We start from the raw sequence: 15,969 nt of genomic DNA, 5'->3' as shown, positions 1-15,969 counted from the left end.
AGACAAACCAGTAAAAGAGATCAACGCTACAAAGCCGAAACAGAGTGATTATATCCGCTATAATGGCGATGGATTAGAGTTATTTGTTATTTATAATAACGGCAATCACTTTTGTCGCGCCTGGCCTCTCAGATCTTCAATACGACTAGTATTATTTCTAAATATGACAAATAGTTTTCATTAAATTAGGATTAACAACCGATAATATAAATATAAAATAGGCTAAAAGATTGATTGTAGAAAATAAAAATAATATTGAATTATCATTATTGATTATAGAAGAAAAAGCCTAAGCTAGCCAATATGCCAATTACTGAAAAATTATTCTCTTAAATTTATTTAAAAAAAATTTATGACGATTAATATAACCTATCATTTATATTTAACTATAAAAAATAAATTAAAAAAATTCTAGATATACCTTAATGTTTATTAATAAAAGCGGAGCAGTTATTTATCCGCTTTTATAATAAGCTTAAATAATATTAAGTAAATATCATAGCATCTAATGCATTTTCTTTTTTAACTTCAGTTGCTATATAATCGAAAAGATAATCAAGAACCTCATGAGGTGACACATCTAATATCAATAAGATAACTAATAGCTTATCTAAACTTAATTTATTAACGCCTCTTTCATAACGAGACCATTGCTGTTGGCTAATATCAAGTTTTTTAGCAATTTCTTCTCCTGTAAGGTTATTACTTTTTCTGATATCTTTAAGAAAGAATCCGATAAGTTTATTAATATCATTAACCCTTTGACTCGCTCTAACAAACTCTTCATTAACATTATACTTTATCACAAGTTATTCCTGTCATTATCTAATATATAATGACAATTATATAGATGAACTACAGCGCTAACATGTGAATAAACTTTAAATAATAATTTTTTAGAAAATTTAAGATATCTTAAATACTAATTGATGAAAATATTATGTCTTCTTACAAAAAAATTGAGGGATTGTAGTAGTATACATAATATAGCTATTGGGTCCATTCTCCTTAACATTAACATTAAACCATCCCCCTGCTTCCCTTGTATAACCATACATATAAGCATACGATAAATTGTCTGGAAGATTATCTAAAGGAGAAACTTTAATATCAGAAACAGTCATTAAATAAGAGTTATTATCAGTAACTTTATAAGTTACTTTTATATCTCGCTTTATATTAAAAACAGAATTATCTTTTTTTAAAGTTGCCGAATAAGATATAGTACCCTCCCCATTCTCTAACATAAAACCTATTCCAGTATCCATAACATCAAATTCTTTATCATTAAAATAACCATATCTGACTTGAGCGTAGCAATTAAGGTCTGGTATATTTTTTTTATAACTATTAAAGTAGATAAAAACTGATGATATAAATAAAAAAAGTGATATTACAGGAATTAACATTCGTTTCATTTGAGATTATCTTTTAAATAATAATAATAGGAACTACATATACTTTTAGATGAGTAAATAACATCATCACATTTAATTAATGATATTCTTGGCAAATTGGAATATACTGAAAGATATAACATTTCATGATTATAACAAGTTACTCCACCAATAGTTTTTAATATTTTTCCCATAAATTCCTGTGAGTAGCTTTCATTAGCATACATATTACAACCATTATAATTATCTATATATTTATAGCTGTAGAAAGGAGATGTAGTCTTACTTATACTGCCATAGGAAAACCAAATTATTGTTAAGAATAGTATTGATAACAAAAAAAATATGGATAGGTTAAAATACCTTTTATTCTTTTTAGTGATATTCTCCTGAACAGTAGGTGGTTTAGAAACTGATAATGACTCATCTTCTTCAAAATGATGATTTATAACTTTTTGAAGCTCTATCGTTTTTGATATTACAATGCCACGACGTGGTATTGTAATCAAAACATCAGGTGTATAATCTATTTGTTTAAACGCCTTTCTTATGATTGAGATATTCTGATAAAAAGTATTCGAATTTATTGGAATACCATGAACTTCCCAAACTTCATGAAATAATTGTTTCTGAGTTGTTACATCAGGTGAATTTTTCAATACAATCGCTAAACATTCATTTGCAGGTACAGTCAATGTTGCGACTTTTTTTGTATCTAATAAGTTTGTAATCTTGGCTGCTTCTTTGTCATAAAGAATCATTCCATCAAAAATAACTTGCTGTATTTCACTCATAACCCCTCCAAAAATACTCTTTACGAGTGTATTTAATAATTTAAATCTTTTCAATATTTAAATTATCTACTTTAATCCTCTCATACTTTATATAAGAAGCATATAAGAAGCATTATCATTAACTCCCTAATCAAAATATATTTTGGTTTTATTAGGTGTTGTTAAAACCAGCCAAGATAAGAATAACTATTTTTAATTTATTCTTACTTAGAGATAGATTTAATAATGATTCATAGTTATACATTACAATATATATTTCTTTTATTTAAATTAAATTTACTTAAATAAAAAAACATATAGATACTCGCAAATCATGACGCATGAGAAAACAAGAAAATAATTTACATCAATATTATCACCCTCTAAAAAACAAATACCAACCACGTAATAAAATCATAAAATATATATTTAAGATCATTTAAGAAAACATGCAACTCATTGATTTAAATGAAAAAATATTAAAAAAGACCTTTTTTATCCTTAATTATTAATATTTAAGTAATTTTAATTAAACAAATATTCAATCTAGCAGTTAATATTTTAACCGGGATAAGGAAATATGAAGGTGACAAAGGAATGAAAAAAATAAAGGAATGAAAACACCTTATTTTCAATTTAATTATTGCTATATGTCATTTCATATAGCAGCCCACTATAAGCAACTTGATTTATTTTATCTATTGCTACTTTAAATATTAACTAATGGAAGAAACATGAAATTGAATAAATTTTTATCATCTTTAGCTTTAACCACTAGTATTGTTGCATTTGGCGCATCAGCCGTTGAACCAGAAACAACGACGATCGCAAAAGAGCAAGGCTCTGGTAGTGTAACTTTTACTGGATCAATTATTGATTCGCCATGCTCTATCGCACCAGAAAGCTCAAATCAAACGGTTGATCTTGGGCAAGTTTCAAGCGTGTTACTTTCAAATGCAGGAAACTCAACACCTCGTAATTTTACCATTGAGTTAGAAAAATGTGATACTGCAACGAAGAAAAATGTAACTATTACATTTGATGGTACTAAAGATGCCATTAACAATAAGCTTCTTGGTGTGACAGGCAGTGCTAAAGGAGCCGGTGTTGTCGTTACTGATGGTAGTGGTACACAAATTACATTAGGTACACCGTCAGCAGCACGTAGCTTATTAAATGGTAATAACAAATTAGTGTTCTCTGCATACTTACAAGGTAGTTCAGCAACAGGAGAAGTTACCCCTGGAGAATTTAGCAGTGTAGCAAACTTTACACTTGCATATCCATAAATCTATTTTTGCATAATTAATGCATTATTAAACAAATCATAATAACTACCCATAATGAATCTTCATTATGGGTAGTTAATACCCCTATTTATATATTTAATAGTCACTCGCATTACTATTTAATCACTTAAAGAAAAATAAAATAAATTTATATTGCATATAAATATTTACATTCTAAAACAACATTTATGATTTTATTGAGAATAATAATTTGATGAAATTAACTATGATTAATAGGGAAAAAACTAAACATAACGTAGTAGTAATTATTCTACTATTGAGTATGGTCAATTGTTTTAGTGTAGAAGCAATTGAATTTAATACAGACGTACTCGATTCAATTGATAGAAATAATATAGATTTATCTAGATTTAAAGATTCTGAATATGTCATGCCAGGTGATTATCTATTAAATATTTTTCTCAACAATCAAAAAATTGGGAATGAAGAACAATCCATTTTATTCTATACAAATGAGACAGACTCAAATAAAACAGATATTTGTTTTCCTATTCAATCAATTCACAAACTTGGTTTAACACAAAATACTCAAGAAAAAATTAAAACTTGGCATCAAAAACAATGTGCAGATTTCAGCGCTTTAAACGGTTTTACTATTAAGGCAAATGTAGCTGATGGTAATTTAAATTTAACTATACCGAAGACTTATTTAGAATATAGTGACTCTAATTGGTTACCACAATCTCAATGGGATAATGGAATAAATGGTTTCCTTGTAGATTATAATCTAAATATGGATTTAAACCGCCATGAGAACAATGGCTCCTCAAGAAATTTAAATATTAGTGGTACGTTAGGTGCCAATATCAGCAAATGGAGAGTACGAGCTGACTATCAAGGAAATTATACTAAAGTTTCATCATCAAATAATGCTATAAATAAATTTGATTGGTCTAGATTATATGCTTTTAGAGCAATACCCAATATCCGGTCTGTTATCACATTGGGAGAGAGTTTTTTCCAATCAAATATATTTGATTCATTTAGGTATACTGGTGTTAGTTTAGTTACTGATGAAAGAATGCTCCCTCCTAATTTAAGGGGATATGCACCTGAAGTAAGAGGAATTGCAAAAACTAATGCTATCGTTACAGTAACTCAACATGGCCGAGTGATACATGAAACAACCGTCGCTTCAGGTCCATTCCAAATTCAGGATCTAACTAGTGCTGTAAGTGGAAAATTAAAGGTTAAAGTTCAAGAGCAGGATGGAACTGAACAAATATTTTATATTGATACCGCCAACGTTCCTTATCTGACTAGACCAGGCTCTTTACGTTATAAAATGGCCATAGGACGTCCTTCAACATTTCAGCATAAGATGCAAGGCAATATATTTGCTAGCAATGAAATTTCATGGGGCGTTGCAAATAGTTGGTCTCTTTATGGTGGCGGAATTATAACTGATGGATTCAATTCATTATCTATTGGTATAGGTAGAGATTTGTTTCTATTAGGTGCTTTATCTATTGATGTTACACAATCACATGCACAAATTCCGAATTCTAACAGCATATCAGGAAGATCTTACCGACTAAGTTACTCAAAAAGATTTGATGATTATGATAGTGAAGTAACTTTTGCTGGTTACAGATTTTCCGAACGTGATTATGTAACTATGAATCAATTTTTAAATTTACGGTATCTTGGTAATAAGATAAAACAAAATAAAGAAATGTACACTGTGACTCTCAATAAAAACTTCACAGATGCACGATTAAGTTTATACACTACTTATTCTCATCAAAGTTATTGGGATAAGCCAGACGAAAATAATTATAGCTTGTCACTTAGTCGATATTTTGATTTTTTTAATCAAAAAAATTTATCTATTAATATTTCTGCGGTAAGAAGCCAAAGAAATCAACGTACTGATGATAGTATATCGCTAGGAGTTTCAGTTCCATTAGGAAATGGTCAGACCCTAGGTTATAACGGCCAAAGCTCGAATAACTTTATCAATCAAGCTGTCAACTTTACAGATAATATAGATATAAATAACAATTATAGAGTATCAATTGGTGAAACTCAGAGATCAATGAAAGAGATAAATACGATGGTTAATGGTTATTATAATCATCGTAATGATATAGCAGATATTAGTGTCAACGCGTCATATGCTCAACATCAATATCGTTCATTAGGAACTTCTATTCAGGGAGGGTTCACTGCCACAATGAATGGGGCTGCTTTTCATCCTTCTGGTATTAATGGTGGTACAAGATTAATGCTTAGTACAGAGGGTGTTGATAATATTCCAATTAACAATGGAATATTACATAGTAATTCTTTTGGAATTGCCGTACTCACTAATATTAATAGTTATTATCGTACAGATACCAGTATTGATATAAATAAAATAGCTGATGATGTAGATGTTAATAATAGTATTGTTGAATCTGCTCTCACCGATGGTGCTATTGGTTTCCGTAAATTCAATATACTTCGCGGAAATAAAGGATTTGTCATTATTAGATTAAAACAAGGTAACTTCCCCCCTTTTGGAGCAAGTATTCAAAATGAGCAAGGAAGAGAGCTTGGCATCGTTGGTGATAATGGATTGGCATATATTGCAGGTTTTACTGTTGAAGAAACTTTGCATGTTAAATGGAATGGAACACAACAATGTCAGATTGAAATACCACAAAGTATTCAGCTTAATCAAGATTTGTTATTACCTTGTACCCCCTCAAAAATTAAATAGTAATATTTAGGAGAAGAAATGAAAAAGATATCTACTTTTATATTTTCTATATTTACATTATTAAATACAGAAAATAGTAATGCTGCAATTGCCTTAGATCGCACTCGCGCTATTTATGGCGAAGGAACAAAATCTATAAGTTTAAAAATAAGTAATGAAAGTAGTCAGTTACCATATTTAGCTCAAGCATGGGTTGAAGATGAGAATTTCAATAAAATAACAAAGCCATTATTAATTACACCTCCTATTCAACGCATTGAGCCAGGAACTAAAAGTATGGTTCGAATATCTTCATTGCCAGAAATAAAGAATTTACCACAAGATAGGGAAACACTTTTTTACTTTAACCTTAGGGAAATACCACCACGTAGTGATAAACCTAATGTTATGCAAATTGCACTACAAACAAGAATTAAATTATTTTATCGTCCTAGCTCTATAATTAGAGATTCAGGCGAAGTTTGGCAAAATAAACTTATTTTAACAAAAGAAAAAAATGGTTACTCAATTAATAATCCGACAGGCTATTATATTACTATAACTGACATAAAATCCTATAACGATCAAAAAACGGATACTCAATTTTCTCCTATTACAGTTCCACCATTGAGTAATATAAAATTAAAAACGACTGTTTATGATAAATTTATACTTACATATATCAATGACTATGGTGGTCGTCCAACGTTGACATTTCAGTGTTTAGAACATAAATGCCAAGTCAAAAATATTTGAGAAATTTATGCTAAATAAATATTTATTAATACTACTAGTTCTTTTTCATTCTAAATCATTTTCTTCGATTCTTGGTTATGGAACAGATATACATTTTAAAGGACGCCTATTTGAACCTGGATGCGAATTCAATAATAATGTAGATATGGATATTGATTTTGGCATGATTGGAATAAAAAAAGTAAATGGGAAAGAGTATACAAAGAAAATTAGTATCCCAATGAAATGCAAAGGAAGTTTAGATAAGAGTTTATACATTCAAATTCAAGGAAATACAGTTGGCGGTTATAATAACGTAATATCTACCAGCAAAGAAAATTTGGGAATTATATTCAATGATAACATTGGAAATCCAATTATACTTAATAATTTCCTTAAAGCTAAAGATGACAAATTATATGAATTTACTGTTACACCAATAATGTTAGATATGACAAAACAACTTGATGTTGGCTATTTTTCAGCCACGGCGACACTCATTTCAACTTATTTTTAGTAAGAGGCGTTATGCACTATATTTATATTATACTTTTTGTGTATTCTGCTTTTATTTCAACTGCATTTTCTAAAAATGGTGATTTATATATGCATGGTGAAATTGTCGCTGAACCTTGCGTATTAAATTTAAATTCCAAATACCAAATTATAGATATTGGAAATGTAATTAAAAAAACTTTATACCTTCACACTCGAACAATTGGATATCCATTTACAATAAAACTAGAAGAATGCGATACTTCATTGGGTAATGAAGTAGAAATTAGCTTTCTTGGAGATGGAGATTTAATGCTTCCGGAGTTATTAGCAATTAATGGCACGGCAAAAGGCATAGCTTTAGGTATAGAAACCATTGATGGTGAGAATATAAAAATAAATAAAAGTATCTTAAGAAAGAAACTTACCGACGGTCAAAATATTATAACTATTAACGCATATATACAAGCATATACTACTGCAATTGAAAATAATGAAATTATAGATGGTAACTTTACAGCCAATCTTAATTTATTAATCAACTATCCTTAGGTTGTAATGATATGAGCTATTTAATAAAAAAAACATCCGTTGTAACTAAAATAATCTTCATTTTAATCATTTTTAATTTTCTTATTTCACCAAAATCTATTGCTGCTGATGTTGTAAATAGTTGCTGGGATGCACAAGGATCAAATAGATTTAATATTACTCTTAGTGGTAGCTCATTTACTGATAGCTCCGCCAATTCTTCTGCTCTATATAATTATTCTGACTCTTATTATGAAGTGATATGTCGCTATAAACCTATACTTGTGGGAACTGGAGGCTCTACTGCAATAATACCGTACGGTTTTTATAATACAAGAAGTTCACTACCACCATCCGAATATGGTAACGGTTTTTTAAAGCTAAGCGATGATCTGGATATAAAAATTCAGACCAAAGGCTATAATGGCGGAATAATACCTCATAATCCTGCTGCTAATAGTGGTCGTGATTTAAGTAAGTTAGATGTAGGTCTTAATTTGATTAATGATTTCTATGGTACTGAACAGGCAATTACCTTACGATTAAGAAAAGATCAATTAAATGGTTTTGTTAATGTTCCACCTGGAATTGAACTATTCACTGTTTATAGCTCGATTTCTTCTTACAACATCGTGAATAATACTCCCACAGCAAAATTTTACACAGCAGGACAAACAATTTCATTGCCGATAGTATGCCGAATTAATAACAATCAAGCTATTAACATTGACTTTGGTGATATTGATAATACTAAAATCACTCAAGCCGGTGATAGCTATATCAAGACTATTCCACTATTATATTCTTGTACTACACCTATCAATCAAGATATTAAAATTAATATTATTGCTAATCCAGCAAGTTTTTCTTCTGATTTAATTGCGACTTCGCTTCCCGATGATATTGGGATCATGGTGAAGTACAATGGTATTATTGTTAAACCTAATTCATCATTTAATACTGTATTGGCTAATGGAAGTGGGCAGGATGTACTAGAAGTTTCCCCTGTAATAAATAATCCAAACAAGTCAATAACAGGTGAATTTACAGCATCAGCGACACTTATAATGACAGTACTTTAACTCTGTTCTGCTCAATTTTCGATAACTTATAGAGTATCTACTCTATAAGTTATGTTGAATAAAAAAACATTGGTAAAAATAAGATAAATAATATTGCTTTCTAAGCATGAATGCCTTCCGTTCTATCCTATTTTTCTATAGCTGATGAACCTATAGAATCTAAAGGATATGTATATATAACTTACTAAAACAAAAAATAATAAATAAAAAAATATCAAATAGAAGCATTTAAGAAAAAAATTAACTAAATCATTAGCTATAAATACTCTGTTCAAGGAGATTAAATAAAAATATATATCCGTATGGCCAACCTATCTTATACCAATAGTATAATATACACTCAATAAGTAATTTTAATTTATTAAGTAAAATAACTAAAAAAAACACAAATTATGCATCTCATTTTAAATGATCATTACACAATACAAAAAATAAAGATCGTGACTTACCACAATATTTACTAGTTATAACGATCCACCTAATTTAATTAGATCCTTATTGTAATTAATATGCACTTTAATTTATCAATAATACATTTAATAAATCTTACCACAATCGCCCGAAACACCATTTAACCCTTGTTGTCTTTGTTCAAATATAATGTTTTTTTTATTATCTTCTCGGATTATTTTTAAGATATAAATACTATCAAAATCACTACTCTTCCATTTAGGGATTAATTTAGGATCTCCCCCTTCTTTCTTCATGATATCTCGTGCCACTTTGACTAAATTATCATGCTCCCATGCAATAAAAATAACTGAGTTTTCATATTGCTGACTTAACAGGTCTTCACGTAATTCTTTTATTTCTTTAGCATGATAATGAAGATGGATAGGTAATGACATTTTAATAGCAATGGGAGAGATAGTTTGAAGTGAACGTAATGAATTACCTAACTTACTTTGTTTAGGCGCCGCAGCGAATAATGCGTCAGGTTTGCCAAATTGATTGATAAGTACATCAGGTAAAGCGAGAGCTCTATTTAATCCTTTACAGGTTAGTTGCCCACTTTCATTATCAGGTTTTTCACCATGCCTTATAAAAACGAGTGTTTGATCTGAATACGCCATATGACTAAACCCTAAAATAAATACACTCAAAAATATAAATACACTGCGCATACAGCGTTACCTTTACATCAATAAATATAAGAAGTATGGAGAGTTAAGTATATTTAACACTAGCCATAAATTCACCTGTTGTAGGTCAACCAGTTTATCATAGCCGAAAATTTTTCAGAGACGGTATCTTCTTAATCTTCAAGATCAAATTAACATGCATAAAAACAAGACAAACAATTGTTAACAAAAAATAAAGAATATCTTGAGTTCTTATTACTTAACTCTCAATTTTATAAAATCGAATGAAAATTAAATACTAAGCACATTTAGATAAAAAAAGGGAATAAATCTCTTTAACACACTAAAAATAGTGTGTTAAAAATCAATGCAAGCCTTTTTATCTGCCTTTATTTCGTTTAATGACTAAAGTTCTGTCACTGCTTACCGATACTGTCTTTTCTTCAATAAGTTACTAATACTTATTAATTATTATTTATCCAGGGTTAAGCATGTTCTTTAAAAACGTTAAAATTCGTACAAAGTTAACTATCGCATTTACAACATTGGTAATGTTAATTATGTTGGGTTCTAGTTTTGCATTAATGGGGTTGAATAGTGCGAATCAAGATATTCATGATGTTGTTGATGATATCTATCCAGCCACAGTAAAAGCCAATTTGCTAATTAATAATTTCAATGAATTTATTATCTTTCAGCAACTCACCATGCTAGATGAGCAAGGCCGTTTAGCCTCTGAACAAGAGAGTAAAAAAGCTGAGATCACCGCCAAGGTTGCTCAATTACTAAAAGAGTTAGAAGAAACAGCTCACGATGATGAATCAAAAAAAATACTCGCTGAAGTTTATGAGATCCGTCAGAAATATATCACCTCTCAAAATTTTGTAGTAAAAGCATTTAACGAAAATAATCGGCACGTCGCTGTTAATGAATTAATCACCAAAACAGCAGGTATTCAACTTATGTATCGCGATAAACTCTTGGAATTTATTGCGCTACAAAATCAAAAAATGAATAAGGCAGGTGAAGCCGTTGAGCGCGATTTCATTGAGAAGAGAGTATTTTTAGTATTATTGACACTTATTAGCATTATTGTAGGTACTGTTTTAGGGTGGTTTATTACAAAAGGTATTACTCGCCCGTTAGATGAAGCTGTGAATTTTGCTAAAGCGATTGCTAATGGTGATTTAACACAAGAAGTTAACACTCATTATCATGATGAAGCAGGAATGTTATTACAAGCGCTTGCTGTGATGAAAACCCATCTATTAGATGTTGTGCAAAATGTACAAAACGGTGCTGAAAACATTTCATCTGCCGCTGAACAGATCACAGCAGGTAGTCAAAATTTAGCTGCAAGAACAGAAGAACAGGCAACCTCCGTAGAAGAAACTGCAAGCTCAATGGAGCAAATGACGTCAACGGTTAAAAATACTGCAGAGCATACTCTTGATGCAATTAATGTTGCTGAAAAAACAGAAATTGCCGTCCATCATAATGGTGAAATGATGCTTCAGTTAACAGAAAAAATGAGAGCCATCAATAATTCATCATCTCAAATGACAGATATTATTAACTTAATTGATTCCATTGCATTCCAAACAAATATTCTTGCACTTAATGCTGCGGTTGAAGCGGCAAGAGCGGGCGAACATGGCAAAGGTTTTGCCGTTGTCGCAAGTGAAGTCAGATTATTAGCACAAAAAAGTGCAGATTCAGCAAATGATATACGTACACTGATTGAAAATTCATCAACCCAAACACAAGAAGGGATGGATTTAGTGGAACAAGCTGAATTACAGATCCAAAAAATGATCACAGATGTTGAAGAAATCAGTGCATTATTACGAGAAATTGGACAAGCGAGTAATGAGCAAAGTGACGGTATTTCACAAATCAACAATGCCGTAAGCCAGCTTGATTCAACAACGCAACAAAATGCAGGATTAGTGGAAGAGTCGGTTGCCGCCGCAGGTTCACTCAATGAACAGGCACTCAATCTTAATAAATTAGTTAACTACTTTCAGATTAAAAGTATCTAAAACTTAATAAAATAATTGATTGAAAAATAAAGGTCACCAATATTGTATTGTGGTGACCTTTAAAAGATTTTTTTCTATCATCCAATCAGCTATAGAAATTGATAATTTTAACCAAACACTTGAGTTAAATGTGCTTTATATTCGACAATATCTTTATCAACATTAGGTTCTTTAATCACATCATTTGCCATAAAAGTAGGCAATTGAGACATGCCTAAAAATTGTTGAGATTTATGGAAAGCGAAATAAACACCATCAACACCTCTGCCATCAAAGAAATTACCAAACTCATTAAAAGCTTCAACGGGCGCATTCCAAGTCACGGAGAGCATATATTTTTTGCCTTGTAACAACCCCCCTGTGCCATATTGTTTTTTGGGATCACGGCGAGTACGTCCATCGTTCTCATATAATTTGCCATGCCCTAAAGTATAAACATCATCCATATACTTTTTCACTTTCCATGGCATCATCATCCACCAACCTGGCATTTGATATACTACAGCGTCAGCCCATAAGAATTTTTCAATCTCTTCATTAATGTCATAGCCCTCTTCTATTTGAGTCTCTTTAACACAATGCCCGAATGTCACTAAATGCTCAGCTGCAATATCATGTAATGTACGGTTTAATCGTCCTGCAGAATGACCAAAGTTTTGGCCACCGTTAATCAGTAAAATATTCATATCATCTCCTAAATTTTTTCTTGCAATACATTTGATAGCGTAAATTTAACAGGAAATGAAAAAACTCGCACACAATAACAAACTCTAAAAAATAATAGAAAGATAGAATTTTTATCCTTTTATAAAGATAAAATGAAACTAAAAAGAATAAAAAACTAAAAAAATCGAATTTTACGATTATGCATATTAATAATAGAGATTATTGCTTTTTAGGTAAAAGTCTATTGTTACTTAGGCTATTTTTTTAAAAGGCGGGCTGTTATAACCTTAATAAGGATCTTATTTACCCTAATAAGGTTGTCTTACTATCACACTAAGATAAGCTGTAAGAAATCAAGTACATCAGTGTGTCAAAAGTTACAACTTTAATGTGTCAGATAAATATTGCGTTAAGTTATCAATAAAAACGCGAATACGCTGGCTCACGACCCGATCACTATAATAAACAGCATGAAAAGGTAATGGAATAGGTTGTATTTGATCGCTGAAAAGCTCAACCACTTTGCCCTCTTGAATGTCTTTATTTATCATAAAACCGGATAAACAAGCGATCCCTTCACCATTCACACATAATTGTCTTAATGTTTCGCCACTGTTTGAAGATACCCCTTCTTTTACTGTAATTAATGTATTTTCTTCAATTTCTAAAGGCCACGTATTTAACGAAGCTGGCTCAGTAAATGTTAAACAAGTATGTTCATTCAATGCTTGTACTGTTACCGGCGTCCCTTTTTGTTCGATATATTTGGGGGAGGCAATAATTTTACGATAGCTATTAAATAAAGGACGTGCACGTAAACTTGAATCCGTTAATTGTCCTACGCGTATAGCAACATCAACTTTTCGCTCAATTAAATTCACATACGTTTCTGATGAGACTAATGACAAAGTAATATCAGGGTATTGTTGACGAAAAATAGAAATAAAAGGGATCAACAGATGTAAAACAACGGGTGTAGCCGCATCTACTCGCAATAATCCTTTAGGTGAGCTCTGTGTACCATATAATTCATTTTCAGCCGCTTTCATTTCCTGCAAAATAACTTTCATGCGCTGAAAATAAAGTTCGCCCTCTGCCGTTAGATCAATTTGGCGAGTCGTTCTATTAAGTAAATTAACCCCTAATTTATCTTCTAACTTTTTTACAGTACGACTAACAGCTGAATTAGCAAGATTGAGTTTATTAGCTGCTTTTGTAAAACTTTTATGTTCAACAACTTCAATGAAGACTCTCGCTTCTTCTGACGTAGCTTTCATACAACGTGTCCCAGTGGTATTAAGTGATATATTGATATCTAAGCGTATAAATATTTTTTATTATTACAATTAAGTTAATAGTAAGAGGAGAATAATGCGTTATTATAAATAAAGTGGCCAATATAAACATAACCGACTAAAAAATAAGCAAATATACATAGCGTATATCTGCTTAAATGATGCTCGAAACATAAAACGCTCTATTTAAAATAACAATGCGACACATTAACAAAGAGTAAATAGGATTAAGCGATTTTTTCAATAAATTTGATATCTAACAACTCAATTCTCTCCTTTAGATTTTCAATGAATGCTCTCATATGTGCCGTTTTATTATGTTCATCAATGGCATTCTGGTTTTCCCAGACTTCAAAAAAAATAAATGTTCTTGGTTGCGTTGTATCCTTATGAAGCTCATATTGGATACACCCATCATCTTGATGGCTGGGTTTTATCATTGCTTTACACGCAGATAACACCTCATTTTCATGATTTTCTTTTGCTACAATCGTGGCAATCAACCTGATATTATTCATATAAAATCCTATACTTAGACCAAACAACAATGATAAATAAACAACAAATTTAAATTACTTTAACATAATCCTTATTTTGTTTTTCATTTCATTATTTACATTTGAGCAAAAGTCTATTGTCTTTTTCTTACTGATTGCTTTTATTGCCCCATTAAACTCACTCTGTATCAATTTTTTTAGCCCTTGCTCATTTAGCCAGGAATAATGATGAACGTTTTTTCTTTTTATTACTCCTCGTCACAGATACTTTTGCAATCGGTGCAACAAAATTTACACCTATTGGGATTGTTACCTATCATTACCTATAGTTAGATATTTCAATAATAACAGCAGGGGATTAATTATAGGTTATGCGGCTGGTACAACCATTGGGTGGGATGTTGCTCAAATACAGCTATAACATCGTGTCATTAAATGTTGCTTTAGCAACGATCTTTCTTTTATTACTGTTTTTCTCTCAATTTAAAATTAAAAGAGCACCAGAAAAATTTATCCTAGTTGATTAGCACCCAATCGAGGGGAAATAAAAAGAGAGCAAGTTCACAATTTACTCTTTTTTTTTGTGTGTAATACATCAAAAATAAAATACATACAATTTTATCAACATTAGACAAACTGTTCATAACACTGACTTAATTTTAGAAAAAAAAGACAACCTCAAATGTTAAATCCTAAAACATCACTAACATAATTGCTGATTTTTGTTATCAAAACAGAGCCATTTGATGATAGGAATAATCTTTTCATCATTAATATTTCCACGATTTATTACCAAAAATAATGCCATTAATTGTGAAACAAATGCTGATAATAAAAAAGAAAGGAAAGAAGCAACAACCAAAAGAAAATATCTCATTAGAGGTTATTGCGTAATTAACGCAACACGGATTATCTGTACACGCATTTTTTGTCTCCTTTTTTACCGTAATTATTTGTATGACAATTATCAAGGTGAAATTTATCTCTCTCCTAAAAATAGGCCGATAAACGTCAATAATATTTCACTTTTTCGCTTTGCGTTAAAAAGGCGATTTTAGCGCCTAAAAAAGATCAGCAAACTGGCTTAATAAAGCATTTTCTATTATTGAAAATAAGTATATTCTCTATTTTTTATAATAAAAAATAGAGAATATACAGCTATACATTTTTACTTATATAGTCAAGATCACTCTAAATATACCGTTATCTTAGAAAACAAAAAAGAATCATTCTCATTTTTTATTTACTTCTTCTCATCATAAACTTGTTATCCTTATGATTTGTATTACAAATATAAAAACCATAAAACTGAGTAATTACACGGCGTAAGCACCAAAAAAAAGTTAATCATTGATGATGAATTTGTATTAAAATTTTTTTA

Annotated in this window: 15 protein-coding genes; 8 read left to right on the top strand and 7 right to left on the bottom strand. The window is 30.5% G+C overall.

The window, feature by feature from the left end; translation table 11 throughout:
* Positions 1 to 485 precede the first annotated feature (485 nt).
* The 3 genes from GWJ05_RS01400 to GWJ05_RS01390 form a co-directional block, all read right to left on the bottom strand.
* On the bottom strand, positions 486 to 806 hold the full coding sequence (locus GWJ05_RS01400; RefSeq protein ID WP_052038451.1) for a helix-turn-helix domain-containing protein: 321 nt from the start codon (positions 804 to 806) through the stop codon (positions 486 to 488).
* A gap of 132 nt (positions 807 to 938) precedes the next feature.
* Positions 939 to 1,418, bottom strand: coding sequence for a hypothetical protein (locus GWJ05_RS01395; protein WP_036934828.1), 480 nt, complete (start codon positions 1,416 to 1,418; stop codon positions 939 to 941).
* The gene (locus tag GWJ05_RS01390) at positions 1,415 to 2,191 is read right to left on the bottom strand and encodes a winged helix-turn-helix domain-containing protein (RefSeq protein ID WP_052038452.1); all 777 of its coding nucleotides are present in this window, start codon (positions 2,189 to 2,191) and stop codon (positions 1,415 to 1,417) included. The genes GWJ05_RS01395 and GWJ05_RS01390 overlap by 4 nt, the downstream gene beginning before the upstream one ends.
* A 713-nt stretch (positions 2,192 to 2,904) precedes the next feature.
* Between GWJ05_RS01390 and GWJ05_RS01385 the strand changes: the two genes are divergently transcribed.
* The 6 genes from GWJ05_RS01385 to GWJ05_RS01360 all read left to right on the top strand — a co-directional run bounded on the left by GWJ05_RS01385 (position 2,905) and on the right by GWJ05_RS01360 (position 9,006).
* Positions 2,905 to 3,459 (top strand): fimbrial protein, encoded by a 555-nt coding sequence (locus GWJ05_RS01385; protein WP_036934830.1) that lies wholly within the window; start codon positions 2,905 to 2,907, stop codon positions 3,457 to 3,459.
* A gap of 214 nt (positions 3,460 to 3,673) precedes the next feature.
* On the top strand, positions 3,674 to 6,184 hold the full coding sequence (locus tag GWJ05_RS01380; RefSeq protein WP_087803250.1) for a fimbria/pilus outer membrane usher protein: 2,511 nt from the start codon (positions 3,674 to 3,676) through the stop codon (positions 6,182 to 6,184).
* 18 nt (positions 6,185 to 6,202) lie between these two features.
* Entirely contained in the window at positions 6,203 to 6,919 is a 717-nt protein-coding gene (locus tag GWJ05_RS01375; RefSeq protein WP_161680949.1) for a fimbria/pilus periplasmic chaperone, read from the top strand.
* A 7-nt stretch (positions 6,920 to 6,926) separates the two neighbouring features.
* Positions 6,927 to 7,415 (top strand): fimbrial protein, encoded by a 489-nt coding sequence (locus tag GWJ05_RS01370; RefSeq protein ID WP_087803248.1) that lies wholly within the window; start codon positions 6,927 to 6,929, stop codon positions 7,413 to 7,415.
* A gap of 11 nt (positions 7,416 to 7,426) precedes the next feature.
* Positions 7,427 to 7,945, top strand: a complete 519-nt coding sequence (locus GWJ05_RS01365) for a fimbrial protein (RefSeq protein WP_087803246.1) — start codon at positions 7,427 to 7,429, stop codon at positions 7,943 to 7,945.
* Positions 7,946 to 7,956: 11 nt separating this feature from the next.
* Complete coding sequence (locus tag GWJ05_RS01360; protein ID WP_052038455.1) at positions 7,957 to 9,006, top strand: fimbrial protein; 1,050 nt, start codon at positions 7,957 to 7,959, stop codon at positions 9,004 to 9,006.
* Positions 9,007 to 9,542: 536 nt separating this feature from the next.
* On the opposite strand, the gene GWJ05_RS01355 is transcribed toward GWJ05_RS01360, so the two are convergent.
* Positions 9,543 to 10,130: a histidine phosphatase family protein gene (locus GWJ05_RS01355; RefSeq protein ID WP_161680947.1), complete on the bottom strand. Its 588-nt coding sequence runs from the start codon at positions 10,128 to 10,130 to the stop codon at positions 9,543 to 9,545.
* A gap of 449 nt (positions 10,131 to 10,579) precedes the next feature.
* Here GWJ05_RS01355 and GWJ05_RS01350 point away from each other — a divergent pair, with 449 nt between their 5' ends.
* The gene (locus tag GWJ05_RS01350) at positions 10,580 to 12,130 is read left to right on the top strand and encodes a methyl-accepting chemotaxis protein (RefSeq protein WP_161680945.1); all 1,551 of its coding nucleotides are present in this window, start codon (positions 10,580 to 10,582) and stop codon (positions 12,128 to 12,130) included.
* Between the two features lie 107 nt (positions 12,131 to 12,237).
* Here the strand turns inward: GWJ05_RS01350 and GWJ05_RS01345 are convergent, their stop codons facing one another.
* The 3 genes from GWJ05_RS01345 to GWJ05_RS01335 all read right to left on the bottom strand — a co-directional run bounded on the left by GWJ05_RS01345 (position 12,238) and on the right by GWJ05_RS01335 (position 14,609).
* Positions 12,238 to 12,816: an NAD(P)H-dependent oxidoreductase gene (locus tag GWJ05_RS01345; protein WP_036934841.1), complete on the bottom strand. Its 579-nt coding sequence runs from the start codon at positions 12,814 to 12,816 to the stop codon at positions 12,238 to 12,240.
* Between the two features lie 357 nt (positions 12,817 to 13,173).
* Entirely contained in the window at positions 13,174 to 14,073 is a 900-nt protein-coding gene (yafC, locus tag GWJ05_RS01340; RefSeq protein ID WP_036934843.1) for a DNA-binding transcriptional regulator YafC, read from the bottom strand.
* Positions 14,074 to 14,318: 245 nt separating this feature from the next.
* Complete coding sequence (locus GWJ05_RS01335; protein ID WP_103004903.1) at positions 14,319 to 14,609, bottom strand: putative quinol monooxygenase; 291 nt, start codon at positions 14,607 to 14,609, stop codon at positions 14,319 to 14,321.
* Between the two features lie 350 nt (positions 14,610 to 14,959).
* On the opposite strand from GWJ05_RS01335, the gene GWJ05_RS01330 reads away from it, so the two are divergent.
* Positions 14,960 to 15,115 carry a hypothetical protein gene (locus GWJ05_RS01330; RefSeq protein ID WP_158482374.1) on the top strand — a complete coding sequence of 52 codons (156 nt, stop codon included), beginning with the start codon at positions 14,960 to 14,962 and terminating at the stop codon, positions 15,113 to 15,115.
* The last annotated feature ends 854 nt before the right edge of the window (positions 15,116 to 15,969 follow it).

It is taken from the genome of Proteus sp. G2626, from assembly GCF_009915985.1.
Lineage (GTDB): Bacteria > Pseudomonadota > Gammaproteobacteria > Enterobacterales > Enterobacteriaceae > Proteus > Proteus vulgaris.
The sequence above is the reverse complement of the archived record's forward strand: the minus strand, read 5'-3'. Positions and strand labels throughout refer to the sequence as shown.